General features: G+C 68.0%; 26 protein-coding genes. 10 read left to right on the top strand and 16 right to left on the bottom strand.

All coding sequences use genetic code 11. The annotated features are described in order from the left end of the window. Nucleotides 1-9 precede the first annotated feature (9 nt). Entirely contained in the window at nt 10-1,221 is a 1,212-nt protein-coding gene (locus GSI01S_RS16080; protein ID WP_006897669.1) for an MFS transporter, read from the top strand. A 206-nt stretch (nt 1,222-1,427) separates the two neighbouring features. Here the strand turns inward: GSI01S_RS16080 and GSI01S_RS16075 are convergent, their stop codons facing one another. From GSI01S_RS16075 to GSI01S_RS16055, 5 genes are all read right to left on the bottom strand, one after another. Further along, nucleotides 1,428-2,687 (bottom strand): deoxyguanosinetriphosphate triphosphohydrolase, encoded by a 1,260-nt coding sequence (locus GSI01S_RS16075; RefSeq protein ID WP_051999682.1) that lies wholly within the window; start codon nt 2,685-2,687, stop codon nt 1,428-1,430. Between the two features lie 43 nt (nt 2,688-2,730). Further along, nucleotides 2,731-3,219 carry a cold-shock protein gene (locus tag GSI01S_RS16070; protein WP_039867897.1) on the bottom strand — a complete coding sequence of 163 codons (489 nt, stop codon included), beginning with the start codon at nt 3,217-3,219 and terminating at the stop codon, nt 2,731-2,733. A 151-nt stretch (nt 3,220-3,370) separates the two neighbouring features. Beyond that, on the bottom strand, nt 3,371-4,201 hold the full coding sequence (locus GSI01S_RS16065; RefSeq protein ID WP_006897666.1) for a mycofactocin-coupled SDR family oxidoreductase: 831 nt from the start codon (nt 4,199-4,201) through the stop codon (nt 3,371-3,373). A gap of 84 nt (nt 4,202-4,285) precedes the next feature. Further along, complete coding sequence (locus GSI01S_RS16060; protein ID WP_006897665.1) at nt 4,286-5,041, bottom strand: hypothetical protein; 756 nt, start codon at nt 5,039-5,041, stop codon at nt 4,286-4,288. 163 nt (nt 5,042-5,204) lie between these two features. Beyond that, the gene (locus GSI01S_RS16055; protein WP_006897664.1) at nt 5,205-5,513 is read right to left on the bottom strand and encodes a GlsB/YeaQ/YmgE family stress response membrane protein; all 309 of its coding nucleotides are present in this window, start codon (nt 5,511-5,513) and stop codon (nt 5,205-5,207) included. A gap of 214 nt (nt 5,514-5,727) precedes the next feature. Here GSI01S_RS16055 and GSI01S_RS16050 point away from each other — a divergent pair, with 214 nt between their 5' ends. Beyond that, a complete protein-coding gene (locus tag GSI01S_RS16050; protein WP_006897663.1) occupies nt 5,728-6,630 on the top strand; it encodes an alpha/beta fold hydrolase in 903 nt (300 codons plus the stop codon). 30 nt (nt 6,631-6,660) lie between these two features. Here GSI01S_RS16050 and GSI01S_RS16045 read toward each other — a convergent pair whose 3' ends face one another. Further along, a complete protein-coding gene (locus GSI01S_RS16045; RefSeq protein WP_039867894.1) occupies nt 6,661-8,070 on the bottom strand; it encodes a WS/DGAT/MGAT family O-acyltransferase in 1,410 nt (469 codons plus the stop codon). A 93-nt stretch (nt 8,071-8,163) separates the two neighbouring features. Here GSI01S_RS16045 and GSI01S_RS16040 point away from each other — a divergent pair, with 93 nt between their 5' ends. Continuing rightward, nucleotides 8,164-8,793 (top strand): pyridoxamine 5'-phosphate oxidase family protein, encoded by a 630-nt coding sequence (locus tag GSI01S_RS16040; RefSeq protein ID WP_045538851.1) that lies wholly within the window; start codon nt 8,164-8,166, stop codon nt 8,791-8,793. Then, entirely contained in the window at nt 8,787-9,455 is a 669-nt protein-coding gene (locus GSI01S_RS16035; RefSeq protein WP_006897660.1) for a phosphoribosyltransferase, read from the top strand. The genes GSI01S_RS16040 and GSI01S_RS16035 overlap by 7 nt, the downstream gene beginning before the upstream one ends. A 36-nt stretch (nt 9,456-9,491) precedes the next feature. On the opposite strand, the gene GSI01S_RS20355 is transcribed toward GSI01S_RS16035, so the two are convergent. Further along, nucleotides 9,492-9,647, bottom strand: a complete 156-nt coding sequence (locus tag GSI01S_RS20355; RefSeq protein ID WP_006897658.1) for a hypothetical protein — start codon at nt 9,645-9,647, stop codon at nt 9,492-9,494. 142 nt (nt 9,648-9,789) lie between these two features. Between GSI01S_RS20355 and GSI01S_RS16030 the strand changes: the two genes are divergently transcribed. Beyond that, nucleotides 9,790-10,332, top strand: coding sequence for a CG0192-related protein (locus GSI01S_RS16030; RefSeq protein WP_006897657.1), 543 nt, complete (start codon nt 9,790-9,792; stop codon nt 10,330-10,332). A 15-nt stretch (nt 10,333-10,347) separates the two neighbouring features. Here the strand turns inward: GSI01S_RS16030 and GSI01S_RS16025 are convergent, their stop codons facing one another. Continuing rightward, nucleotides 10,348-11,739, bottom strand: coding sequence for a glycine--tRNA ligase (locus GSI01S_RS16025; protein WP_006897656.1), 1,392 nt, complete (start codon nt 11,737-11,739; stop codon nt 10,348-10,350). A gap of 259 nt (nt 11,740-11,998) precedes the next feature. Here GSI01S_RS16025 and GSI01S_RS16020 point away from each other — a divergent pair, with 259 nt between their 5' ends. Beyond that, nucleotides 11,999-12,400, top strand: a complete 402-nt coding sequence (locus tag GSI01S_RS16020; protein ID WP_006897655.1) for a hypothetical protein — start codon at nt 11,999-12,001, stop codon at nt 12,398-12,400. 3 nt (nt 12,401-12,403) lie between these two features. On the opposite strand, the gene GSI01S_RS16015 is transcribed toward GSI01S_RS16020, so the two are convergent. Beyond that, nucleotides 12,404-12,853 (bottom strand): nitroreductase family deazaflavin-dependent oxidoreductase, encoded by a 450-nt coding sequence (locus tag GSI01S_RS16015; protein WP_006897654.1) that lies wholly within the window; start codon nt 12,851-12,853, stop codon nt 12,404-12,406. 96 nt (nt 12,854-12,949) lie between these two features. Between GSI01S_RS16015 and GSI01S_RS16010 the strand changes: the two genes are divergently transcribed. From GSI01S_RS16010 to GSI01S_RS16000, 3 genes are read left to right on the top strand one after another with little or no spacing between them, the layout of a single operon-like run. Then, nucleotides 12,950-13,285: an ArsR/SmtB family transcription factor gene (locus GSI01S_RS16010; RefSeq protein WP_006897653.1), complete on the top strand. Its 336-nt coding sequence runs from the start codon at nt 12,950-12,952 to the stop codon at nt 13,283-13,285. Continuing rightward, nucleotides 13,282-13,707: a Fur family transcriptional regulator gene (locus GSI01S_RS16005; RefSeq protein WP_006897652.1), complete on the top strand. Its 426-nt coding sequence runs from the start codon at nt 13,282-13,284 to the stop codon at nt 13,705-13,707. The genes GSI01S_RS16010 and GSI01S_RS16005 overlap by 4 nt, the downstream gene beginning before the upstream one ends. A 32-nt stretch (nt 13,708-13,739) precedes the next feature. Then, nucleotides 13,740-14,474: a Clp protease N-terminal domain-containing protein gene (locus tag GSI01S_RS16000; RefSeq protein ID WP_006897651.1), complete on the top strand. Its 735-nt coding sequence runs from the start codon at nt 13,740-13,742 to the stop codon at nt 14,472-14,474. A 10-nt stretch (nt 14,475-14,484) separates the two neighbouring features. Here GSI01S_RS16000 and GSI01S_RS15995 read toward each other — a convergent pair whose 3' ends face one another. From GSI01S_RS15995 to GSI01S_RS15985, 3 genes are read right to left on the bottom strand one after another with little or no spacing between them, the layout of a single operon-like run. Next, nucleotides 14,485-15,282: an isoprenyl transferase gene (locus GSI01S_RS15995; RefSeq protein WP_006897650.1), complete on the bottom strand. Its 798-nt coding sequence runs from the start codon at nt 15,280-15,282 to the stop codon at nt 14,485-14,487. A gap of 13 nt (nt 15,283-15,295) precedes the next feature. Beyond that, on the bottom strand, nt 15,296-16,117 hold the full coding sequence (gene recO, locus GSI01S_RS15990) for a DNA repair protein RecO (protein ID WP_006897649.1): 822 nt from the start codon (nt 16,115-16,117) through the stop codon (nt 15,296-15,298). A 12-nt stretch (nt 16,118-16,129) separates the two neighbouring features. Continuing rightward, on the bottom strand, nt 16,130-16,960 hold the full coding sequence (locus GSI01S_RS15985) for an alpha/beta fold hydrolase (protein WP_006897648.1): 831 nt from the start codon (nt 16,958-16,960) through the stop codon (nt 16,130-16,132). Nucleotides 16,961-17,064: 104 nt separating this feature from the next. Here GSI01S_RS15985 and GSI01S_RS15980 point away from each other — a divergent pair, with 104 nt between their 5' ends. Continuing rightward, nucleotides 17,065-17,949: a hypothetical protein gene (locus tag GSI01S_RS15980; RefSeq protein ID WP_006897647.1), complete on the top strand. Its 885-nt coding sequence runs from the start codon at nt 17,065-17,067 to the stop codon at nt 17,947-17,949. Nucleotides 17,950-17,985: 36 nt separating this feature from the next. Here GSI01S_RS15980 and era read toward each other — a convergent pair whose 3' ends face one another. The 4 genes from era to GSI01S_RS15960 are packed head-to-tail and all read right to left on the bottom strand — an operon-like array spanning nt 17,986 to nt 21,823. Next, nucleotides 17,986-18,882: a GTPase Era gene (gene era / locus GSI01S_RS15975; RefSeq protein WP_006897646.1), complete on the bottom strand. Its 897-nt coding sequence runs from the start codon at nt 18,880-18,882 to the stop codon at nt 17,986-17,988. Between the two features lie 2 nt (nt 18,883-18,884). Then, the gene (locus GSI01S_RS15970; RefSeq protein WP_039867904.1) at nt 18,885-20,225 is read right to left on the bottom strand and encodes a hemolysin family protein; all 1,341 of its coding nucleotides are present in this window, start codon (nt 20,223-20,225) and stop codon (nt 18,885-18,887) included. A 12-nt stretch (nt 20,226-20,237) separates the two neighbouring features. Next, on the bottom strand, nt 20,238-20,780 hold the full coding sequence (ybeY, locus tag GSI01S_RS15965; RefSeq protein WP_006897644.1) for an rRNA maturation RNase YbeY: 543 nt from the start codon (nt 20,778-20,780) through the stop codon (nt 20,238-20,240). Then, a complete protein-coding gene (locus tag GSI01S_RS15960; protein WP_006897643.1) occupies nt 20,777-21,823 on the bottom strand; it encodes a PhoH family protein in 1,047 nt (348 codons plus the stop codon). Before GSI01S_RS15960 ends, ybeY begins: the two co-directional genes overlap by 4 nt. Nucleotides 21,824-21,915: the final 92 nt, after the last annotated feature.

Raw genomic sequence — 21,915 nt, 5'->3', positions numbered from 1 at the left:
GCATCGCCGATGACGACGACAGCCGACCGCCGAAACCTCTGGACCGTGCTCGCGCTCCTGTTCACCACCGGCTGGGCCACCAACCATTTCGTCGCGATGATGCCGGTCCTTCACGACCGCAACGGAATCGGCGACGCGGCTCTCGAAGGGGCGTTCGGTGTCTACGCGATCGGTCTGCTCCCCGGGCTGCTGACCGGCGGCGGGATCTCCGACCGCGTCGGACGCAAACCCGTGGTCCTCGTCGGCGCGACCGGAGCCGCACTCGGCAATCTGCTGATGCTCCTGTGGCACACCGAGCCCGGCGTCTTCGTCGGACGGTTCGCGGTGGGACTCGGCGTCGGGCTGGCCGTCAGCGCAGGGACCGCGTGGAGCGCCGACGTCGGCGGTTCTCGCGGCACGGTGTTCGCAGGCGCAGTCCTCACCAGCGGCTTCACCGTCGGTCCACTCGCGTCGGGACTCATTGCTCAGTTCACCGACGGCGCCGCGCTGATCGCCCCCTTCGCGGTCACCGTCACCGGCTCGCTTCTGGCGGTCGTCGCGGGCCTCGCCGTGCCGAACTCGCGGCGCACCGTCGCGGAGAGCACCGTCATGGAGAGCACCGACGCCGAGAGCCCCGACACGGAGAGCACCGACGTCACCGACTCGACCGTGCGCGGACCGCGGAGCCTGTCCCGCGCGCTGGTCACGAGCCTTCCGATGTCGCTGTGGGTGTTCGCATCGGTCACCATCAGTGTGGTGACGATGGCCGGGCGGATGTCGAGCTTCAGCGGTCCGTGGGTGCCGGGCGTCGCCGCCGTGCTCGCGCTGGGATCCGGCGTGGCCGTGCAGGTGATCGCGCGCCGAAACTCCTGGGGTGCGCGCGCCGGAGTGTGCGGCGCCTTGCTGTCGGCCGTCGGATTCGTGATCGTCGCGGCGTCCGGGTCCGACCCGGCGCCGGTCGCCTTCGTCGCCGCATCCATCGTTCTCGGCAGCGGCTACGGGCTCTGCCTCCGCGAAGGCCTGCTCGACGTCGAGACCTTCGCTCCCGCCGACCGGATCGGGCTGGCCACCGGGATCTTCTACGTCGGCACGTACCTCGGGTTCGGGTTGCCGGTCTTGCTGCGGGTGATCGCACCCACGGTGGGGATCGTCGCACCGATCGTCGTGCTGGCGGTGATGGCCGCCGGCTGTGCGGGGATTCGCGGGATGCAGTTGCGGAGTGGGGTGCTGGCCGGCCGGTGATGCGGGGGTGGGTGGGGGTTTGCTTGGTCTCGATGCGCGGAGTCGCTACGCTCCCCCGCTTACTCGACGAGCCTGCCCGGGTGGAGATCACTCGACGAGCCTGACAGGGAAGACGTGCGAGACTGCGGTCTCGATGCGCGGGGTCGCTGCGCTCCCCCGCTTACTCGACGAGCCTGACAGGAGAAGCGTGGCGGGAGTTCGACGGGCTAGCCCAGGTGTGCCTGGACTTCGGCGCTGGACTTGTCGAGGCGCTCGAGGCGGCCCTCGGTCATGGAGGCGATCTGGTCGATCACCACGCGCATCCGGGCGTCGTCGTCGGCCGCGGCATTCCACGCGGCGGCGAAGATCGGGTCGAGGCCGCCCGGGGCGGTCACCAGGAGCATCTCGGCGACGCGGTGGATGCGCTCGCGCTGACGGTCCTGCTTGGCGCGGTGACTCGGGTCGGAGAAGATGAACCGCAGGGCGAGCGTCTTCAGCACGGCGACCTCGGCCGCCACATCGGCCGGCACCGAGAGATCCGCGTCGTACCGGCGCAGCGGACGTGCGCCCTCCACCCTGCGCGTCCGGGTGATCGCGGCCGAAGCGAAACGCCCGATGAGCTCGCTCGTGAGTCGCTTGAGCCGCGTGTACGCCTCCAACGAACCGTCGAACTCGCCGAGCGAGGCGAAGATCTCCATCTCCGACAACCGCTGCGCCGCCCCGACCAGCGGATCGGCGGTGAGCCCGTCGAAGTACTGCATGCCTAGCTGCGCCAGATCGTGCTGATCGGTGGGCGAACTCAACTGGCGCAGATCGATCCGCCCGCCGATCACTCCGTCTTCGAGGTCGTGCACCGAGTATGCGACATCGTCGGACCAGTCCATCACCTGGGCCTCCAGACAGCGCCGGCCGTCGGGCGCACCGTCACGCACCCAGTCGAGCGCGGGGCGGTCTTCGACGTACGCGCCGTACTTGGTGCCGGGCGCCGTGCGCGACCACGGGTACTTGAGCGTTGCGTCGAGCGCCGCCCGGGTGAGGTTGAGACCGGCGCTGACCCCGTCCGGGCCGACGATCTTCGGTTCCAGCGCCGTCAGGATGCGCAAATTCTGCGCATTGCCTTCGAATCCGCCACGGTCGCGGGCCACTTCTTCAAGAGCCCGCTCGCCGTTGTGCCCGTAGGGCGGGTGGCCGATGTCGTGGGCGAGTCCGGCGAGTTCGACCAGATCCGGGTCGCAGCCCAGACCGACCGCGATACCGCGGCCGATCTGGCCGACCTCGAGCGAATGGGTCAGACGAGTCCGCGGGTTATCGCCCTCCCGCGGACCCACCACCTGCGTCTTGTCCGCGAGTCGCCGCAGGGCCGCGCTATGCAACACCCGGGCGCGGTCGCGGGCGAAGTCGCTGCGATGGTCGGTCGCGGGATTCGCGCCCGCGGCGATCTTGGGCGCCTCGACGACCATCCGTTCCAGGTCGTGAGCGTCGTACATCGCCACGGGCGGGCCGCCCGCGGACCGATCGGCGTCGGTCAAACTACTCCGACCAGCCGCGCTGGGATGCCATGTCCAGAAGACCGGATCGGATCGCGACGATCTGACGAGCGGTCAGGTCCGGCGAGGCGTCGAGCAGCAGCTCGGTGATCTCGTTGAACAGACGGCCGCCGCCCCGATTGCCGAAGCGTCGCGGTCCGCGGTCATCACGGCCGCCGCGCCGGTCGTCACGGCGGTCGCCGCGATCGTGCCGGTCGCCGAAGCGGCCGCGGCCCTCGTCACGGCGCTGGGCGCGCTCGGCGGCGGGCGACTCGCCCTCCGGAGCCTCCTTGGTCACCTTCACGTTCAGTGCCTTCGCGCCACGATCGGTGCTCTCGACGTCGAACTCGACCTCGGCGCCGGGGCGCAGCAGGGTCTCATCGATGCCCACGTCGTTGATGTGCAGGAAGACGTCGTCTCCGCCCTCCGCGGGCGCCAGGAATCCAAAACCACGATTGGTGTCGAAATGCACGACCTTGCCGTTGACAGCCACCACAAACTCTCTCTCCAAAGCACGCCCACACCGCGAACCCCTTGCCCGCGCGACGCACTCCCCTACTACTATGCCTCAAAACCGTCAGCCGACCGAGCTGAAATGCCTGGTAGTGATCGGAATGTCAACCGGTCGACGACCACCGCGGCTCCTACTGACGCGTCGCATTCGTCCCGAGGCTCACCTCGACCACCGTGCCGGTGATGACGCCGGGGTCGTCGACCAGATACATCACCGCGCGGGTGACGTCGGCCGGTGCCAGCCACGGCACGCCCAGCGGACTCCAACCGGCGAAGACCTGAGCGAGATCGTCCTGCGTCGGATGCTCGATCGTCGGACAGAATCTCTTCATCGTCGCGGTGTTCAGCACCATCGGCGTCGCCACCGACGCCGGGCACACCACGTTCGCGGTGATGCCGTACGCACCCACTTCCAGGGCCAACGACTTGATGAATCCGATGATCCCCCACTTGCTCGCGGCGTAATGACTCAGATGCAGCATGCCGCCGCGGCCGGCTCCCGAGGAGATCCCGACGATGCGACCGAACCGGTTCTCCTTCATCAGCGTGAGAACGGCCTGCGCGCAGTTGAACGTACCGGTGAGATTGGTGTCGATGACGTCGGCCCATTGTTGGTGGGTCAGCGACTCGACCGGTTCGAACGAGCAGACGCCGGCATTGCACACGAGGATGTCGAGGCGTCTGCGTTCGTCGCGGATCCGCGAGACGAGCCCGTTCACCGCGGCCCGGTCGCGAACGTCCACCTGCGCCGATGTCACCGAGCCGCCGGTCGACTTGATCTCTCTCGCCGTCTCCGCGAGGTCGTTCGGATCGCTCATCGGGTAGGCGATCGTGTCGACCGGCGCCGCGATGTCGGTGACGACGACGTGCGCGCCCGCCGCCGCCAGGGCCAGTGCGTGCGATCGTCCCTGCCCGCGCGCCGCACCGGTCACCCAGGCCACTTTTCCGGTGAGATCAGTCATTGCCCGCCTCCTCGAATCGTCGACTCCATTGTCTCGCTTCGGCGGAGGGGTGTGCACGCGATCGGGAGACCTTTTCCCGACCGGCTACTTCACGGTCGCGATTCCCAGCGACGGGAAGAAGTAGCACGTGACCGGCGCGTCCTCGCTGCCGCCGGCCTTCTGCATCGTGCCGTAGATCGCCGAGAGAACCGTGCCCGAGCCGGTCTTGACGATGCCGCCTCGAGCGCCGTTGGCCGGAATCGCCGCGACGACCGAGCCGAGCGTCTTCCGGGCGAGGGTCCGCACCAAGGCGCTGGCATCCGCTTCCTTCAGGCGTGCGTCCACGGCGTCGACGATCGAGTCGCCGAGCCCCTTCATGGGCTCGCCGAACCCGCCGTCGAGGGTGTTGACGTTGAACCACGCGACACGCATGCCGCTCTTGTCCTTGGTGTCGGAGAACTTGTCGACCGGCACGAAGCCGTAGAGCACCTCGCCCTTCTGAATCGCGTTGATGTCCTTGTCCTTGACGCGAAGCGACTTGTTCAGGTCACCGAGGAGCGGAGTGATCGATCCGGGCATCGCGCCGCCGACCGCCGACGGCATCGACAGATCGGTGCACAGTCCCTTGGTCGGCGTGAACGGAGTGATGCCGAGCTTCTTGAGGACCGCGTTGGCCTCGTCGATCGAGTCGATCACCGATGCGGCGTCGTTCGGCTGAGCGGCGACCTCGTGGAGTGCGGCACGGGCGGCAGCCGCGTCGCGGGAGGTGTCGGCGTGTGCGGCGGGTGCGGCGACCGCGCCTCCGACGAGTGCGGCCGACGCGGCGACCGACGCGATCGTGAAACGAAATGACCTGGACAATGTGACCTCCGGGGCTGAAGTGACTGGTGTTTCGACTGAGTATGGGGCCACTTCGCTCCGAAACAGCGCCCTGAGACCGAGTTGAGACCCGCAGATCAGCGCACGAGAACGGCGGCGGGTCCCCGACCGAAGCCGAGGACCCGCCGCCGTTGCGAACTGGCGTTCAACTGCCCGAACTGCCGCGCACCTTCTCCACGATCCACAGCAGGATCACCGAACCGAGCACTGCCGTCAGGAGGGTGAACCACCAGCCGCCGGACGCGGTGTCCAGGAAGAAACTCAAGAGAAAACCGCCGATCAGCGCGCCGATGACGCCGATGACGATGTTCATCAGGATCCCGGCACCGCCGCCCTTGACGATCTTTCCGGCGATCCAGCCCGCGATCGCGCCGATGACCAGATAGCCGATCCATCCGACATTGGTGGTCGTACTCGAGCGCGCCAGGATCTCACTCACTGCAATTGCGTCCATTTGCCCATCCTTTGTGTCGACTGCTGTGCCTCCACGCTACGAGACAAGGGATAACGGTCGCTCCGATGACATGAAGCGTTATCTGGATGTCATCTGCGCACCACTTCCGAGAAGTGACGGCGCTCGGATGACCGGCCACCGACACCTCATGGCATAGTGATCGCAAATGCAACATGTTCTAGTTCCTGGGGCTCCGGGAACGAAGGGGCGACCTATGAATCCTGCTCGACGAGACCTGACCGCCGCGCGCGCACCGCGAGTCCGGCTGCCGAGAGTCGACATCCCCGCGGGCCGTCTGATCGAACTGCCCGGCCGGGGCTCCACCTACGTCACCGACACCGCCGGTCCCACCGCCGACGCACCGGCGATCGTTCTTCTGCACGCGCTGACGACCACCGGCCTGCTGACCTGGTTTCCGAGCATCCCGGAACTGTCGAAGCGGTTCCGGGTGATCACTCTCGACCTGCGCTGGCACGGTCAGGGCATCAAATCACCCGAGTTCAGCCTCCGCGACTGCGCCGACGACGCCGTGGCACTGCTGGACGTCCTCGGAATCGATGAAGCGATGTTCGCCGGCTTCTCGATGGGATCGCTGGTCGCTCAGCGTGTCTGGCGGCAGCATCCCGACCGGGCGGGCGGGCTGGTGCTCTGCGCCTCCACCGACGCCTTTCAGATGACCGCGACCGAACGGGTCTTCCACAACGGGATGGCGGGCATCACCTCACGCGTTCCCGGATCCGGTTCCCCGCGCCGCGCCGGCCGAGTTCAGGCGTCGCAGGTCGACCCGGCCGTCGACATCAACCGGTGGGCGCTCAACGAGTTCCGCTCCACGTCGCCGATCGCCGTCGGCAAGGCGGTCGGCGCCATCGGCAGGCACCATACGCGACCGTGGATCAGCCAGATCGATGTGCCGACCGCCGTCGTGGTGCCCCTGCGCGACCGCGCGATACCGCCGGCCCGGCAGATCGCGATGGCCCGCCGCATCCCGGGCGCCACGGTGCACGAGGTGGACGGCGGTCACTCGTGCTGCGTGATCGATGCCGACAAATTCGTGCCGGTATTCGCGCACGCCTGCAGCGTGGTGCGGGCGCGGTGGCGCGAGCGCGCCGAGTCGTGATGCCCGCCGCGCCATTCGCCCACTTCGCGCCTACCCCGCGGGCGCGACCTGTTCTTTGAGCCGCCCGAGTTCCTCCGGGAAGTGGGCGACGAGCTTCTCCGGGCTGCGCATGCTGTCCTCACACGCGATGACGCCCACGTGGACGACGCCGTTGTTCGACAGCACCGTGATGTTGACGCCCGCTCCGTGGAAGACCGGGCCCAGCGGGTACATCCCGTCCATCCGTGCCCCCATGAAGTACAGCGGGATCGGCGGACCGGGGACGTTCGAGATGACCAGGTTGTGCACCACCGGATGCCGGTCGGCCAGGCGCAGTCCCGCATATGCGCGCACGGCGAGCCCGAACGTGCGCGGCGCGGCGAACTCGGCCCAGTCCTGCAGGGTGTCCGCGGAGATCGCGTTGTGATGGTCCTTCGCGTGCTTGTTCGCCTCGGTCATCGCGGTCAGCCGCTCGAGCGGGTCGGCGATGTCGGTCCCGAGCCGGGTGAACAGCGCCGAGACCTTGTTCGCCCCCTCGTCACGCTTGGACTCTCCGCGCACCGAGACCGGCACGGTGGCCAGCAGCGACGAGTCGGGCAGCTCGTCGCGTTCCAGGAGATAGTCGCGCAGAGCGCCGCCGGCGATGCTCAGCACGATGTCGTTGACCGTCGCACCGGTCGCGCGCCGGACCGCCTTGACGTCCTCGAGGTCCATATCGCCCACCGCGATGGTGCGGTGACCGGTGATGGTGCCGTTGAACGAGGTCCGCGGCGCGGTGAGCGGAGGCGCCATCGCGGTGCCGTGCTGGGCGCGGCTCACCGTCTCGGTGATCAGCCCCAGGGTCGGACTCAGCATCTTCGGGATCGACAGCGGTCGCGACAGCGTGCTCACGATGCCGCGGCCGAAGAGTTCGAGCGACCCCGGCGACCGTCCGTCCATGGGGATCTCGTCGGTGGCCAGCGGTGGCGCATCCGGTTCGAGACTGCACAGGTATGAGATCAGATTGGCGCCCGACGCGCCGTCGACCGTGGCGTGATGCATCTTCGTGAAGACGACCAGTTTCTCCTCGCCGTCCTCGCCGCGGTATCCCTCGATGACGTTCATCTCCCACAGCGGGCGGCCGCGGTCCATCGGGAGTCCGGCCAGATGACCGCACATCTCCATGAGTTCGGCGTGGCCGGCGGGTGCGGGCAGTGCCATCCGGTGCAGGTGGTGGTCGATAGCGAAGTGCTCGTCCTTGACCCACACGGGGTGGCCGAGATCGAGCGGAACGCGTCGCACCCGCCGAGTGAACTGGGGAACTCGGCGCACACGCTCGTCGAGTGTGGCTCGGAAGGTCGCGAACGAATACCCGCCGGGAACCGTGGACTTGTCCATGACCATCACCGAGCAGACGTGCATCAACTGCTCGGGTGTCTCGAGGTAGAGGAAGCTGGCATCCAGGCCGCTCAATCGTTCCATGACCATGGAGAATAGCGGAGAATTAGAACCTGTTCTAATTACTGGCGAGTATCGGATGACGCGGTTCCGGTGGCCCCGCCTAGCCTGGAGACCGTGGGAGATCGGTATCAGCACATCGCGTTCGGCGACGCAGCCGTTGCGCGGCAACGCATCACCGGCAGCGTGGTGGCCTACGGCGCGGGTCTCGACACACCCGATTCGGGCCCGCAGCGGGTGACGCCGCGGGAGGTTCGGATGCTCACCGGGGTGTTCGCCTTCCACATGGCGACGGTGACCCCCTCGGGGTGGCCTTACGTCCAGTACCGCAGCGGGCCGACCGGATTCGTCCACCACCTCGGCGGCAATCGCTTCGGATTCGCCGATTTCCGCGGCAATCAGCAGTTCGTGTCGGTCGGCAACCTGGAGACAGACGGTCGTGTCGCGCTCTTCGTCGCCGATCATCCGAAGAAGATGCGGCTCAAGGTCTTCGGGCGTGCCACTGTGATCGACGGCGACGCCGATCCCGAACTGCTCGAGCGCCTGTCCCAGGTCGCGGACGGCCGGATCGCCGCACGATGCGAGCGCAGCATCGTCATCGACGTCGAGGCCTTCGACTGGAACTGTGCGCGGTCGATGGTGCCCTTGTACACCTCCGAACAGGTCCGTGAACGGGTGCAGCCGTATATCGATCAGATCCACCAGTTGCAGGACCGGGTCGACGAACTGGAACGGCGACTGTGGTGATATCGCGGAGGTTCTCGACTCGCCGGTACCGCGACCGCGCGCACGCCGGGCGGGTCCTGGCCGAGAGGCTGTCGTCCGATCTCCGCGGGCGCGACGACACGATCGTGCTCGCACTCCCCCGCGGCGGAGTGGACGTGGCCGCACCGATCGCCGAGGACCTGCGGGCGCCGTTGGACGTCTACCTGGTGCACAAGATCGGCGTGCCGTGGGAGCCGGAAGTGGCGGCCGGCGCCATCGGCGCCGACGATTCGGTGGTGATGAACGACGACGTCCTGCGCGCCACCGGCCTGACCCCGGCGAGGCTGGCCGAGGCCGTCGACGCGGCTCGCACCGAACTCCGGCGACGTGACGCCGCCTATCGGGACCGACGCCCGCAACCCGTCGTGGCCGGCCGCACCGTGGTGCTCGTCGACGACGGTGTCGCCACCGGCGCGACGATGAACGTGGCCGTCCGCGCGCTCCGAAGCCGCGGGGCCGGACGGATCGTGGTGGCAGTGCCCGCCGGCCCGGTCGGCACCGCGGACATGTTTCCCGAGGCCGACTCCGTCGTCTGTCCGTACACGCCGGAGGACTTCATCGGAGTCGGCGGCGCGTACGACGATTTCGCACAGCTCACCGACGCCCGCGTGCGTTCGGTTCTGGATCAGTTCACGGACCGCTGAGCCGGAAGCCCGGTGTGGGGTATGAGGATCGAGGCACTACCGACTCCGCTGGCGATGCCACCACACGCCGAGGATGATCAGCCAGATCGGCAGGACCACGGCGAGCATCACCCACTGCTTCTGCCCCACCATCAACCCCAACGCGATGATCATCAGGACACCGCTGAACAACATGATGAGCCTCGGGTTCACTGCGGTCCTCTCGTCGGGGGTTGCACTACAGATACCCGATGGCGCGGACATCCATCACGCGACCCACCGGAACAGGACTTCCCGCCCACGTCGATCGCCGACGGCGCGAGACAGTCCGCACATCGCGCACTAGGGTCGTCACATGGCACTCGTTCACCAGGCGACCCTCTCGCCCACCAAGCTCGAACTGGTCACCGCCTACCTCGACAGCGTCCCGTGGGGCGGGACCGGAGAGGTGGAGATGATCGGCGGCTACCGCTTCGACGATCCTGCGGGCGAGGTCGGTGTCGAAGCTCTGCTGGTCTCGCGCGACGACCGCAGCCTGCACATCCCGCTGACCTACCGTGGCGCTCCGCTGCCGGAGGCCGACGAGTTCCTCGTCTCCACGATGACTCACTCGGTGCTCGGCGATCGCTGGATCTACGAGGCCGCCGCCGATCCCGTCGCCGTCGACTGCTTCGTGCGGGCATTGCGCGGGCGACAGGAACAGGCACGTCTCGAGATCCAGAGCAGCGACGGGTCCGTGACGATCCAGGAACCGCCGGTGCGCATCCGCCTCGAAGGCGCACCGGCCGACGCGACGGCGCTCGCCCTCAGCGACGACCTCGCCTCCCCGGTGTCGGGTGCGGCGTGGCTCGTCGCCGAATGGGACGGCGGCGCCGGCGTCGTGGCGGCACTGCGGTAGCGCCGCCCGCGCCCGTCAGACGCCGATCAGTTTGCCGCCGAGGTACTCCACGACCTTGTCGAGCGCGACCCGCTCCTGGCTCATGCTGTCGCGCTCGCGGATGGTGACCGCCTGATCGTCGAGGGTGTCGAAATCGACCGTGACGCAGAACGGCGTGCCGATCTCGTCCTGGCGGCGGTAGCGCTTGCCGATACCCTGCGCGTCGTCGAACTCGATGTTCCAGTGCTTGCGCAGGTCCGCGGCGAGGTCGCGCGCCTTCGGGGACAGCTTCTCGTTGCGGGACAGCGGGAGCACCGCCGCCTTCACCGGCGCGAGCCGACGGTCGAGCTTGAGCATGGTTCGGGTGTCGGTGCCGCCCTTCGCGTTGGGCACCTCCTCCTCGGTGTAGGCATCGCACAGGAAGGCCATCATCGACCGGCCCAGTCCCGCCGCGGGCTCGATGACGTACGGGGTGTATCGCTCACCCGAGGCCTGGTCGAAGAACGACAGGTCCTCACCCGAAGCCTTGCTGTGGGTCGACAGATCGTAGTCCGTGCGGTTCGCGACGCCCTCGAGCTCACCCCACGGGTTGCCGCCGAAGCCGAACTTGTACTCGACGTCCACCGTGCTCTTGGAGTAGTGCGAGAGCTTCTCCTTGGGGTGCTCGTACAGCCGCAGGTTCTCGGGATCGATCCCGAGGTCGATGTACCAGTTGTGCCGCGCGTCGATCCAGTACTTGTGCCACTGCTCGTCCTCGCCGGGCTTGACGAAGAACTCCATCTCCATCTGCTCGAACTCGCGGGTGCGGAAGATGAAGTTGCCGGGCGTGATCTCGTTGCGGAAGCTCTTGCCGATCTGCGCGATGCCGAACGGGGGCTTGCGGCGCGCCGTGGTCATCACGTTCTTGAAGTTGATGAAGATGCCCTGCGCGGTCTCGGGACGGAGGTAGTGCAGCCCCTCCTGGTCGTCGACCGGCCCGAGGAAGGTCTTGAGCAGCCCGGAGAAGGCCTTGGGCTCGGTCCACTGCCCCTTCGCGCCGCACTCGGGGCACGCGATCTCCGACATCGGGACCGAGTCGGGATCGTCGATCCCCTTCTTGAGCGCGTACGCCTCCTGCAGGTGATCCTGGCGCTGACGCTTGTGGCAGTTGGTGCACTCCACCAGCGGATCGGTGAAGACCTCGACGTGCCCGGAGGCCTCCCACACCCGCCGCGGCAGAATCACCGACGAGTCCAGTCCGACGACGTCCTCGCGCGAGGTCACCATCGTCCGCCACCACTGCCTCTTGATGTTGTCCTTCAGCTCCACGCCGAGCGGACCGTAGTCCCATGCGGAGCGTGTTCCGCCGTAGATCTCACCGCAGGGATACACCAGACCCCGCCGCTTGGCGAGGTTGACGACGGCATCGACTTTGGACTGCACAGCCACGGTTTTCTGATCTCCACGACGTAGGGGGTCGGACTTCTGTCACGGTGCTCGACGGTGGTCGTGCACGTCGCAGTACAGCGTAGTCGGTGCCGGGACGAGTGCGCCGGTCACCCGCACGGGGAGGCTCGGCGCGGGACTGCGCCGGAACCACCGCGGTATCGCCGGGTCAGTCGCACTGGCCGGAATTGTCGTAGGTGCCGCGTACGTTCGCAGCACCCGATGAGGCGCAGCGCCTCGTCGCCGACTACGAGGAGCAACCATGAAACTCACCAAGCGAAGCGCCGTCGCCGGAGCCGTCGTGGCCGCCGCGGCCACCGCCTGTGCGATCGCTGCCGGCCCGGCCGCCGCCGATTCGGCGGATCCGACCGTCGGCGACACCGTGAGGTACGTCTTCTTCAGCGACACGCATGTGAATGAGTCGCTGGCCTGGTACGACGCCTACGACGACATGCAGACCATGTCGCGCCCGTCGCTCCCGACCCGATCCAAGGACCGGAAGACGTGGTCCGGGAGCATCACCGTCACGTCGCGGTCGACGTATCAGTTCACCGGCAGTTCTTTCCAGACCAGCGGCCACTACGCCGCCTGCCGCACCTATGTGAACGGGGTCCTCGTCTCCGAGGACAGCAGCACCGGCCGATACGCGATGGCCTTCTGCTGATCGTCAGCGATCCAGGGTCAGTTCGAGATAGGGGATCTGGTCGATCGGCAGACCGGTCGACTCCTCTATCACTCCCGCCAGTTCCGCGTACGCCTTCGGGTGCTCGCGGCGGTAGCGGTCCAGGACCGCGACCGACTCCTGCGGGGTGAGAACTCGCGCGGTCGCCGGTCGATCGCGGTCGAAACCGATCCAGACGCGGCACCGCGGATCGGCCTGAAGGTTGCGGAACCACTGGGAGCTACGACCGAAGCCCGACGCGATGATCACTCGGTTCAGGTCCGGCCGCTCCACTGTTTCCAGGGCGACGTATCGAGGCTCACCGGACTTGCGGCCCGTGTGCTGCAACAGCAGCAGCCGACCGCCGAAGAGGAACCCGAGTCCCGCGCGGAAGAGCGGTATCGGTGAACGCACGAACCACCGGGTCCGCAGCGCCCGCGCACCGATGCTGGTCATACCCAGGCACGCTACGCTGCGCCGGCCGAGGCCACAGGCAAATGAAAATCAGTTCCTTTAGGATGGAGGTGTTGAATCCCTTTCGAAGGAGCAGTCATGAGTCAGTCGGTGATGTCGCCGGCACTGACCGCCGACCGCCGGGCGCACGGCGCCGCCAGCGAGTTGCTGCGGGCGCTGGCCTCGCCCGCCCGGGTGTCGATCGTCATGACACTGCGCGACCGGCCGATGTGTGTCCACGAACTGGTCGACGCCCTCGCACTGAACCAGCCGCAGGTGAGCCAGCACCTCCGCGTCCTGAAGCAGTCGGGCGTGGTGGTCGGAAGCCGGCGCGGCCGGGAGGTCGAGTACTCGCTGGCCGACGATCACGTCGCACACATCGTGGTCGACGCAGTCCTGCACGCCGCTGAACATCGGACGGAGGCGCAGACATGAGCGACACGGCGAACAAGCCGGTCACCGGCCAGCGGTCCACCAAGCAGCGGGCGGCGATCGCCGATGTGCTGTCGGACACCGACGACTTCCTGTCGGCCCAGCAGCTCCACGACAAACTGCGTGAGCGGGGCGAGTCGATCGGACTGACCACGGTGTACCGCAACCTCCAGGCGCTCACCGCAGCCAGGCAGATCGACGCGATCTGGGACGGATCAGGCGAGACCCGCTATCGGCACTGCTCCACCGGACACCACCATCACCTGGTATGCCGCGAGTGCGGAACCACCGTGGAGATCAAAGCCGACAAGGTGGAGCGATGGGCCGACTCGGTGGCCTCGGAGAACGGCTTCGCCGACATCTCGCACACCGTCGAGATCTTCGGGACGTGCAGAGACTGCACAGCAGCGTCAACCAACCGTTGACGAGAGCGCCTGCGTCAACTTAAGGTTGACTCATGGCTGAGAAGACCTCCCTGACTCCCACCGTCCGACTCGACGACCTGATCGACACGATCAAGAAGGTGCACGACGATCCGCTCGATCAACTGTCCGACGCGGTGCTGGCCGCCGACCACCTCGGCGAGGTGGCCGACCACCTGATCGGCCACTTCGTCGATCAGGCACGCCGCAGCGGTGCGTCCTGGACCCAGATCGGGACCAGCATGGGCGTCAGCAAACAGGCCGTGCAGAAGCGGTTCACACCGAAGGACCCGGGTACGGCGGCCGATCTGAACCCGGCTCAGGGGTTCAATCAGTTCACCCCTCGTGCGCGCAATGTCGCGGCCGCCGCACACAACGCCGCCGAAGCTGCGGGCAACAGCGAGGTATCCCCCGCGCATCTGCTGCTCGGGCTGCTCGACGACCGCGAGTCGCTGGCGGTGACGCTGCTGGCGGCGCTGCGCGTCGACGTCGACGCGCTGGCCGCCGGGGCGTCCGAGGCCCTGCCCGAACCGGGTGAGGCACCGGAGGTGATTCCGTACGACGCCGCCGCACGCAAGGTGCTGGAACTGACTTTCCGCCATGCGCTGCGTCTGGGGCACAACTACATCGGCACCGAGCACATCGTGCTCGCTCTGCTGGAGGTGGAGGACGGTCGCGGTCCGCTCAGCGACGCCGGTGTGACGCCCGAAGCCTTTGAAGAGCGGCTGACGGAGGCACTCGCGCAGTTCACACCGGCGACGCCGGACTGACGTCGCGGCCTCAGGCGCTCCCGAATCGTCGGTCGCGCTTGGCATACTCCAGGCAGGCGGCCCAGAGGTCCCGGCGGTCGAAGTCGGGAAACAGCTTCTCCTGATAGACCATCTCGGCGTACGCGCTCTGCCACAGCAGGAAGTTCGACAGCCGCTGCTCCCCCGACGGACGGAGGAACAGGTCCACGTCGGGCATGTCGGGCTCGTCGAGGTACTTGGCGAAACTCGCCTCGGTGATCCGTTCGGGATCGATCTCCCCCCGCGCCGCCCGGCGGGCGATCTCCCTCGCCGCATCGGCGATCTCGGCCCGGCCGCCGTAATTGACGCACATGGTCAAGGTCATGACGGTGTTGTTCCGGGTGAGTTCCTCGGCGACCTCGAGTTCTTTGATCACGCTGCGCCACAGCTTCGGCCGTCGCCCGGCCCACCGCACGCGGACCCCCATCTCGTTCATCTCGTCGCGGCGGCGCCGGATCACATCGCGGTTGAAACCCATGAGGAATTTGACCTCTTCCGGGCTGCGCGACCAGTTCTCTGTGGAGAACGCGTAGGCGGACAGATGGGTGACGCCCAGCTCGATGCAGCCGCAGACGCTGTCCATCAACACGGCCTCACCGCGCTTGTGCCCCTCGGTGCGCGGCAGGCCGCGTTCCTTGGCCCACCGGCCGTTGCCGTCCATCACCAGCGCGATGTGTCTCGGTATCAGCTCGGCGGGGATCTCCGGCGGTGTGGCTCCGGACGGATGCGGATCGGGCGGGCGCACCTCGACGGGTGCGGACGCCTGGGCGCGGCGGGTGAGACGAGCCATCAGCTCCGGCCTTTCATGCGGTTTCGGTGACTGCGACGCCGGCGCCCGGGACGTCGGTCCGGGCGGCGCCTTCGCTCGCGGGTCGCTCGATCAGACTATGCGGCGCCTGCCGTTCGATGAGCGGCAAGGTGCGCAGTTGCCGTTCCAGATGCCACTGCAGATGCGCGGCGGTGAGACCGGTCGCCTGACGGCGTTGCGACGGCGTCGCGAGCAGGACGTGATCCCACTCTCCGCGCGCCAGCGCCTCCATCAGATCGAGCACCCCGACCGACGGGGTGGCCGCACCGGCCGGGCGGCAATGCACGCACACCGCGCCACCGGCCGCGACGTGGAACGCGCGGTGCGGTCCCGGTGAAGCGCACCGCGCACACACCGACAGCGCGGGCATCCAGCCCGCCGACGACATCGCACGCAGGAGGAAGGCGTCCAGAATGAGCTGACGGTCTCGGCGGTCCTCGGCGAGCGCTTCGAGGGCGCCGACGGTGAGCCGGTGCAGATGCTGTGCCGGCGCCCGCTCCTCACCGGCCAGACGCTCGGCGGTCTCCAGTACCGCGCACGCGGTGGTGTACCGGCCGTAATCGGCGACGATGAGATCGCTGAAAGCGTTCAGGCTGTGCACCTGGGTGATGACGTCGAGATTGCGACCGGGATAGAAATGGACGTCGACGTGTGCGAACGGCTCGAGCCGCGCACCGAATTTCGAGCGCGTGCGCCGCACGCCCTTCGCGACCGCGCGCACCAGACCATGCTCGGCGGTGAGAAAGGTGATGATGCGATCGGCTTCGCCCAGCTTGTGCTGGCGCAGCACGACGGCCTCATCCTGGTAGAACCTCACCCGACCATTGTGTCACCGGGCACCGACGAATTCGCGCAGCGCCGCGGCGACCTGCTCCGGCTGGTCCTCGGGCAGCAGAGTCCAGGAGTCGGCGATCTCCACCAGCCGCGCATCGGGGAACTCGTCGACCATCCGGCGGGCGTGCTCCACCGGCATCATCCGATCTTCGGTGGCCCAGAGCAGCAGCACGGGTCGATCGAAGGACACCACCTTGCGGTGCCAGTCGAGCAGTACCTGCTTGGGCGGTGTACCCGTGACGAACTTGCGCAGATCACGGCGGACGCCGGGATCGGCCAGCGCATGGCCGAACCAGTCGTCCATCACCGCGTCGGGTATCCGGTTCTTGGCCAGCCCGCCGTAGCCCGCCCGCCCGTGCCGGAACACCGACAACTGAGTCAGCCGGGTCAGCAGCCACGTCCCGCCGGGCACGCGGCACAGCTGGGCGGCCGGCCGGGCCGGCCGCGGCGGAAAGTTGTCGTACGCCTCGCACGAGGCGAGGACCAGCCGCGCCAGCCGTTCGTCGCGGCCCTCCGAGATGATGAACTGCCCACCGCCCCAGTCGTTCAGCACGAGGGTGACCGCGCGCAGATCGAGTGCTTCGAGGAAATCGGCGATGATGTTCGCCTGCCCCGACTGCGTCAGATCGGCGGAAGCGTTCATCGGCTGCCGCTGGGCGCCGAGCGGCCACGTCGGCGCGATGCACCGGAAGTCGTCGAGAAGGGGGATCACCCGGCGCCACTGAGTCCGGTTCATCAGGAGCCCGTGGCCGAAGAGCAGCACCGGCCCGTCACCTCCGGTGTCGAGGTAGTCGATGGGTCCGGCAGGCAGATCGATGCTCCCCATTCCTCGACGGTCCCGCAGCCCGCGCGGGATGTCAACGGCTCAGCCGCCAGCGGCGCCGGGATTCGGCGTCTACTCTCGGAACCGACCCGGCGAGAAGGAGACTCATGACCGCACTGCTGGCACTCGGACTCGCCACCCGCACCATCTTCCGCGTCGACGTCGCCGACGGCCGGACGAGCGTCGTCCACAAGGACACCGCGTACTCACCGGACGGCGTGGTCGTCGTCGGCGACACCGTCTACTGGACGACGATGGGCCGTCCCGAACGGATCCCCGGCGTCGACGGCGAGGCGGCGTTCGACTACACGGCACCGACCGGTGGCCTGCACGCCATGCGCCTCGACGGGACCGACCGACGCGACCTGCTGCCACCCGGAGCGCTGACCACCGGGAAACAACTCGCGACCGACGGCCGCGAGCGGCTGTACTGGGGTGATCGGGAGGGGCTGCGCGTGTCCTCGTGCAGACTCGACGGCTCCGACCGGATCGACCTGGTGGTCAACGCGCAGACCGGGGACGGCACCGCCGAATGCGTCGGCGTCGCCGTCGACCGCGATCACCTGTACTGGTCCCAGAAGGGGCCGTCGAAAGGCGGTCTCGGACGGATCTTCCGGGCCGGACTGTCCGTTCCCGAGGGCGAGTCCGCCGACCGTCGCTCCGATGTCGAGACGCTGTGGAGCGGACTTCCCGAGCCCATCGATCTCGAGGTGGTCGACGGCGTCCTGTACTGGACCGACCGCGGCGCCGAACCCGACGGCAACACGCTCAACCGGGCGCCGCTGCCCGGTCCCGGCGAGCCCGGAACGCCCCCGGAGATCCTGGCCCGCGGACTGCACGAGGCGGTCGGCATCGCCGTCGACACGCGGGCCGGCCTGGCGTACGTGTCCGATCTGGGCGGCACCATCCTGGCCGTCGCCCTGGACGGCACGGGCGATCGCGTCGTGGCCGACATGGGGCAGATGATCACGGGTCTGGCACTGGTGCGGTGAGCCGGGCCGACTCGCGATCAACCGCCCGTGCGCTGCTCAGAAGCCGAGGCGTCCGAGCTGCTTCGGGTCGCGCTGCCAGTCCTTCGCGACCTTGACGTGCAGGTCGAGATAGATGCGGGTGCCGAGGAGCCGCTCGATCTGGGCGCGCGCGGCGATGCCGACCTCCTTCAGTCGGGACCCCTTGTGGCCGATCACGATCCCCTTCTGGGAATCGCGTTCGACGTAGAGGATGGCGTGCACGTCGACGACCTCGGAGTCCTCGCGGGGAATCACCTCTTCGATGACCACCGCCAGCGAATGCGGAAGCTCGTCCCGGACTCCTTCCAGCGCGGCCTCGCGGATGAACTCCGCCATCAGCACCTGCTCCGGTTCGTCGGTGAGCTCGCCGTCCGGGTAGAACGCCGGGCCCTCCTCGCAGAGCGAGACGAGGACGTCGCCCAGCACGTCGAGTTGCTTGCCCGACTTCGCCGAGCACGGCACCACCTCGGCGTCGGGGCCCATCAGCTTCGACAGCTCCATCAACTGCATGGCCACCTTCTCGGGCCCCACGCGGTCGATCTTGGTCACGATGCCGACCTTGCGCGTACGCGGCGAGGTCGCCTTGATCTCGTCGATGATGCGCCGGTCGCCGGGTCCGATCGCCTCGTCGGCGGGGATGCACACGCAGATGATGTCGACGTCGGCGTAGGTCTCCCGGACGAGGTCGTTGAGCCGCTGGCCGAGCAGGGTGCGAGGACGGTGCAGGCCGGGGGTGTCGACCAGGATCAGCTGCGCATCGGGCCGGTTCACGATGCCGCGGATGGTGTGCCGCGTGGTCTGCGGACGATTGGAGGTGATCGCCACCTTGTCACCGACGAGCGCGTTGGTGAGCGTCGACTTGCCGGTGTTCGGCCTTCCGACGAAACACACGAAGCCGGATCGGAATTCGGTCACTGTCAGTTCTCCTTCAGGTCGTTCGTCTCGCCGGACCCCTCGCTCGCCGGGACGGCGGGAGCTGACTTCTTGGACCGCCGTACGACGACGGAGGTGATGCGCTGGCGGCCGAGCCGGTTGGGACCGCCTTCGGCGATCATCCGCAGTCCGTCGACCTTCACCTTGGCGCCGGGCAGCGGCACCCGGCCCAGGCGCAGGGCCAGCAGCCCGCCCACGGTGTCGACGTCGTCGAGATCGAGGTCGATCTCGGTGCCGAACAGTTCTTCGAGATCCTCCACCGGCAGCCGCGAGGACACTCGGTACACGTCGTCCCCCAGCTTCTCGATGGGGGCGACCTCGTCCGTGTCGTACTCGTCGGTGATCTCGCCGACGATCTCCTCCAGGACGTCCTCGATCGTGACGAGCCCGGCGATGCCGCCGTACTCGTCCACCAGCAGCGCCATGTGATTCCGGTTGGCCTGCATGTCCGAGAGGACGTCGTCGAGCGGTTTGGAGTCCGGCACGAACTCGGCGTCGCGCATCACCTCCTCGACGGAGACTCCGCGCGCCGCGCTCGACAGCTGCGGCAGCAGGCGTTCGACGACGTCCTTGAGATACACCACACCGAGGACGTCGTCGGGGTTCTCACCGATCACCGGGATCCGCGAGTGGCCCGACCGGACCGCGAGACTCATCGCCTGAGCCGCCGACTTGTCGTGCTCGATCCACACCATCTCGGGGCGGGGCACCATCACCTCGCGGGCGTCGGTGTCGCCGAACTCGAACACGGACTGGATCATGCGTCGCTCGTCGGCGTCGACCACGCCCCGCTGCTGAGCCATGTCGACCACCTCGCGCACCTCGACCTCCGTCGCGAACGGCCCGTTCCGGTAGCCCTTGCCGGGGGTCAGCGCGTTGCCCATGAGGATCAGCAGCCGGGTCACCGGACGCAGCAGGACTCCGACCGCCGTCAGGATCGGTCCGGCGACGAGCGAGATGGAGTACGCGTTCTGACGGCCCAGGGTGCGGGGGCCCACGCCGACGGCCACGTACGAGACGACCGTCATCGCGGCGACGGTGACGGCGATGCCCCATCCGGTGCCGAGCGCGTCGACCGCGACCACCGCGACCATCGTCGTCGCGGCCACCTCGCAGAGAACGCGCAGCAGAACCGCGAGTCCCACGTAGGTGCCGCGCTGTTCCACCACGGTGTGCAGGCGCCGGGCCCCCGCCCGACCCTCTTTCACCAGGTCGTCGACGCGTGCGACCGAGACGGTCGCCAGCGCGGCGTCGGTGGCGGCGAAGCCGCCCGCAAGCACGGTCAGCAGCGCGGCAACGCACAGAAAGACGATGTCGCTGAGCAGAGGAGACACCCGTCAGCGCCCTTCCGGGCCGGCGAATCCGATGTCGTTGAGAAGCCGGGCGTCGCGCTGCGCCTGCTGAAGCAGCCGCGCGCGGTCGTCGCGGGCCGAGTACCAATCGGTGATGATCTGGCCCTGCAGCCCGAACATCTCGCGCTCCTCGTCCGGCTCGGCGTGGTCGAATCCGAGCAGGTGCAGCACGCCGTGAACGGTGAGTACGGCGAGTTCGTGCTCGAAGCTGTGGTGCTGCGACTTGGCCTGCTCGGCGGCGAACTCCGGACACAGCACGATGTCGCCGAGCATCGCCGGGCCGGGCTCGTCCGCGTCGGGGCGCCCGCCGGGCGTCAGCTCATCCATCGGGAAGCTCATCACGTCGGTAGGCCCCGGCAGATCCATCCACTGCATGTGCAGTTCGGCCATCGAATCGGAGTCGATCAGCTGAATCGACAGTTCAGCACCCGGATGCACCTCCATCCGGCGCATCGCGAACCGTGCCGCCTCGATGATCAGCTGCTCGGGTACGTCGACGCCCGACTCGTTGAACAGTTCGACGCTCACCGGCGACGCCCTCCGCTCGTGTGGCGCAGCCCTTCGCGTCGGGCCGCGCGATTGCCCTCGTGAGCCTCGGCCCTGCCGTACGCGTCGACGATGTCGGCCACCAACCGGTGCCGCACCACGTCCGCGCTGGTCAGGTTCGCGAAATGGATGTCGTCGATGCCGTCGAGGATGCGGGCCGCAGCGCGCAGGCCCGACTGGGCCCCGCCCGGGAGGTCGATCTGCGTCGTATCGCCGGTGACGACGATCTTGGCGCCGAAGCCCAGGCGGGTGAGGAACATCTTCATCTGCTCGCCCGTGGTGTTCTGAGCCTCGTCGAGAATGATGAAGGCGTCGTTGATCGTCCGGCCGCGCATGTAGGCCAGCGGCGCCACCTCGATGACACCGGCCTCCATCAGCTTGGGGATGGCCTCCGGATCCATCATGTCGTGGAGCGCGTCGTAGAGCGGGCGCAGGTACGGGTCGATCTTCTGATGGAGCGTGCCGGGCAGGAAGCCGAGCCGTTCTCCCGCCTCCACCGCGGGACGGGTCAGGATGATGCGACTGACCTGCTTGGTCTGCAGTGCCTGCACCGCCTTGGCCATCGCGAGGTAGGTCTTGCCCGTGCCCGCGGGTCCGATTCCGAAGACGATCGTGTTCTCGTCGATCGCGTCGACGTACCGCTTCTGATTGAGCGTCTTGGGGCGGATCACCTTGCCGCGCCGCGAGATGATGTCGAGGCTCAGCACATCGGCGGGGGTCTCCGAATCGCTCGTGGCCAGGATCGACAGGCTCTGACGCACCAGGTCGGGGGTGAGTGTGGTCCCTCCGCGCACCACGCGGACCAGTTCGGCGATCACCCGTTCGGACGCGGCCACGTCGGCGGGTACGCCGGTGAGCGTGATCAGATTGCCGCGGACGTGGATGTCGGCGGGCAGCTGCACCTCCAGGGTGCGGAGGTTGACGTCGGCCGCACCGAGCAGCCCCACCGCCAGGTCCTGGGGAACCTCGATATTCGAACTGGTCACCGCCGCGGCCGTCGGGTCGTCGCGGTTGTCGTCAGTCACTGAGTTTCGTCTCCCCGGGGTCGGTCGGCGGGCGGTCGCACGCTTGTGTGGATTCGCTCAAGTCTATCGCCGGTGATCGCCGGGTGCGAGCG

Source organism: Gordonia sihwensis NBRC 108236 (genome assembly GCF_000333035.1).
GTDB lineage: Bacteria > Actinomycetota > Actinomycetes > Mycobacteriales > Mycobacteriaceae > Gordonia > Gordonia sihwensis.
The sequence above is the reverse complement of the archived record's forward strand: the minus strand, read 5'-3'. Positions and strand labels throughout refer to the sequence as shown.

What these genes read in the sequence shown, in the direction of transcription:
- GSI01S_RS16045 (WP_039867894.1), bottom strand. Translation starts at nt 8,070, where the DNA reads ATGGAACGATTGAGCGGCCTGGATGCCAGCTTCCTCTACCTCGAGACA.
- GSI01S_RS16020 (WP_006897655.1), top strand. Translation starts at nt 11,999, where the DNA reads ATGAAACTCACCAAGCGAAGCGCCGTCGCCGGAGCCGTCGTGGCCGCC.
- GSI01S_RS16030 (WP_006897657.1), top strand. Translation starts at nt 9,790, where the DNA reads ATGGCACTCGTTCACCAGGCGACCCTCTCGCCCACCAAGCTCGAACTG.
- GSI01S_RS16080 (WP_006897669.1), top strand. Translation starts at nt 10, where the DNA reads ATGACGACGACAGCCGACCGCCGAAACCTCTGGACCGTGCTCGCGCTC.
- GSI01S_RS15980 (WP_006897647.1), top strand. Translation starts at nt 17,065, where the DNA reads ATGACCGCACTGCTGGCACTCGGACTCGCCACCCGCACCATCTTCCGC.
- GSI01S_RS16055 (WP_006897664.1), bottom strand. Translation starts at nt 5,513, where the DNA reads ATGGACGCAATTGCAGTGAGTGAGATCCTGGCGCGCTCGAGTACGACC.
- GSI01S_RS16005 (WP_006897652.1), top strand. Translation starts at nt 13,282, where the DNA reads ATGAGCGACACGGCGAACAAGCCGGTCACCGGCCAGCGGTCCACCAAG.
- GSI01S_RS16000 (WP_006897651.1), top strand. Translation starts at nt 13,740, where the DNA reads ATGGCTGAGAAGACCTCCCTGACTCCCACCGTCCGACTCGACGACCTG.
- GSI01S_RS16050 (WP_006897663.1), top strand. Translation starts at nt 5,728, where the DNA reads ATGAATCCTGCTCGACGAGACCTGACCGCCGCGCGCGCACCGCGAGTC.
- GSI01S_RS16075 (WP_051999682.1), bottom strand. Translation starts at nt 2,687, where the DNA reads ATGTACGACGCTCACGACCTGGAACGGATGGTCGTCGAGGCGCCCAAG.
- GSI01S_RS16010 (WP_006897653.1), top strand. Translation starts at nt 12,950, where the DNA reads ATGAGTCAGTCGGTGATGTCGCCGGCACTGACCGCCGACCGCCGGGCG.
- GSI01S_RS16015 (WP_006897654.1), bottom strand. Translation starts at nt 12,853, where the DNA reads ATGACCAGCATCGGTGCGCGGGCGCTGCGGACCCGGTGGTTCGTGCGT.
- GSI01S_RS15995 (WP_006897650.1), bottom strand. Translation starts at nt 15,282, where the DNA reads ATGGCTCGTCTCACCCGCCGCGCCCAGGCGTCCGCACCCGTCGAGGTG.
- GSI01S_RS15985 (WP_006897648.1), bottom strand. Translation starts at nt 16,960, where the DNA reads ATGGGGAGCATCGATCTGCCTGCCGGACCCATCGACTACCTCGACACC.
- GSI01S_RS16065 (WP_006897666.1), bottom strand. Translation starts at nt 4,201, where the DNA reads ATGACTGATCTCACCGGAAAAGTGGCCTGGGTGACCGGTGCGGCGCGC.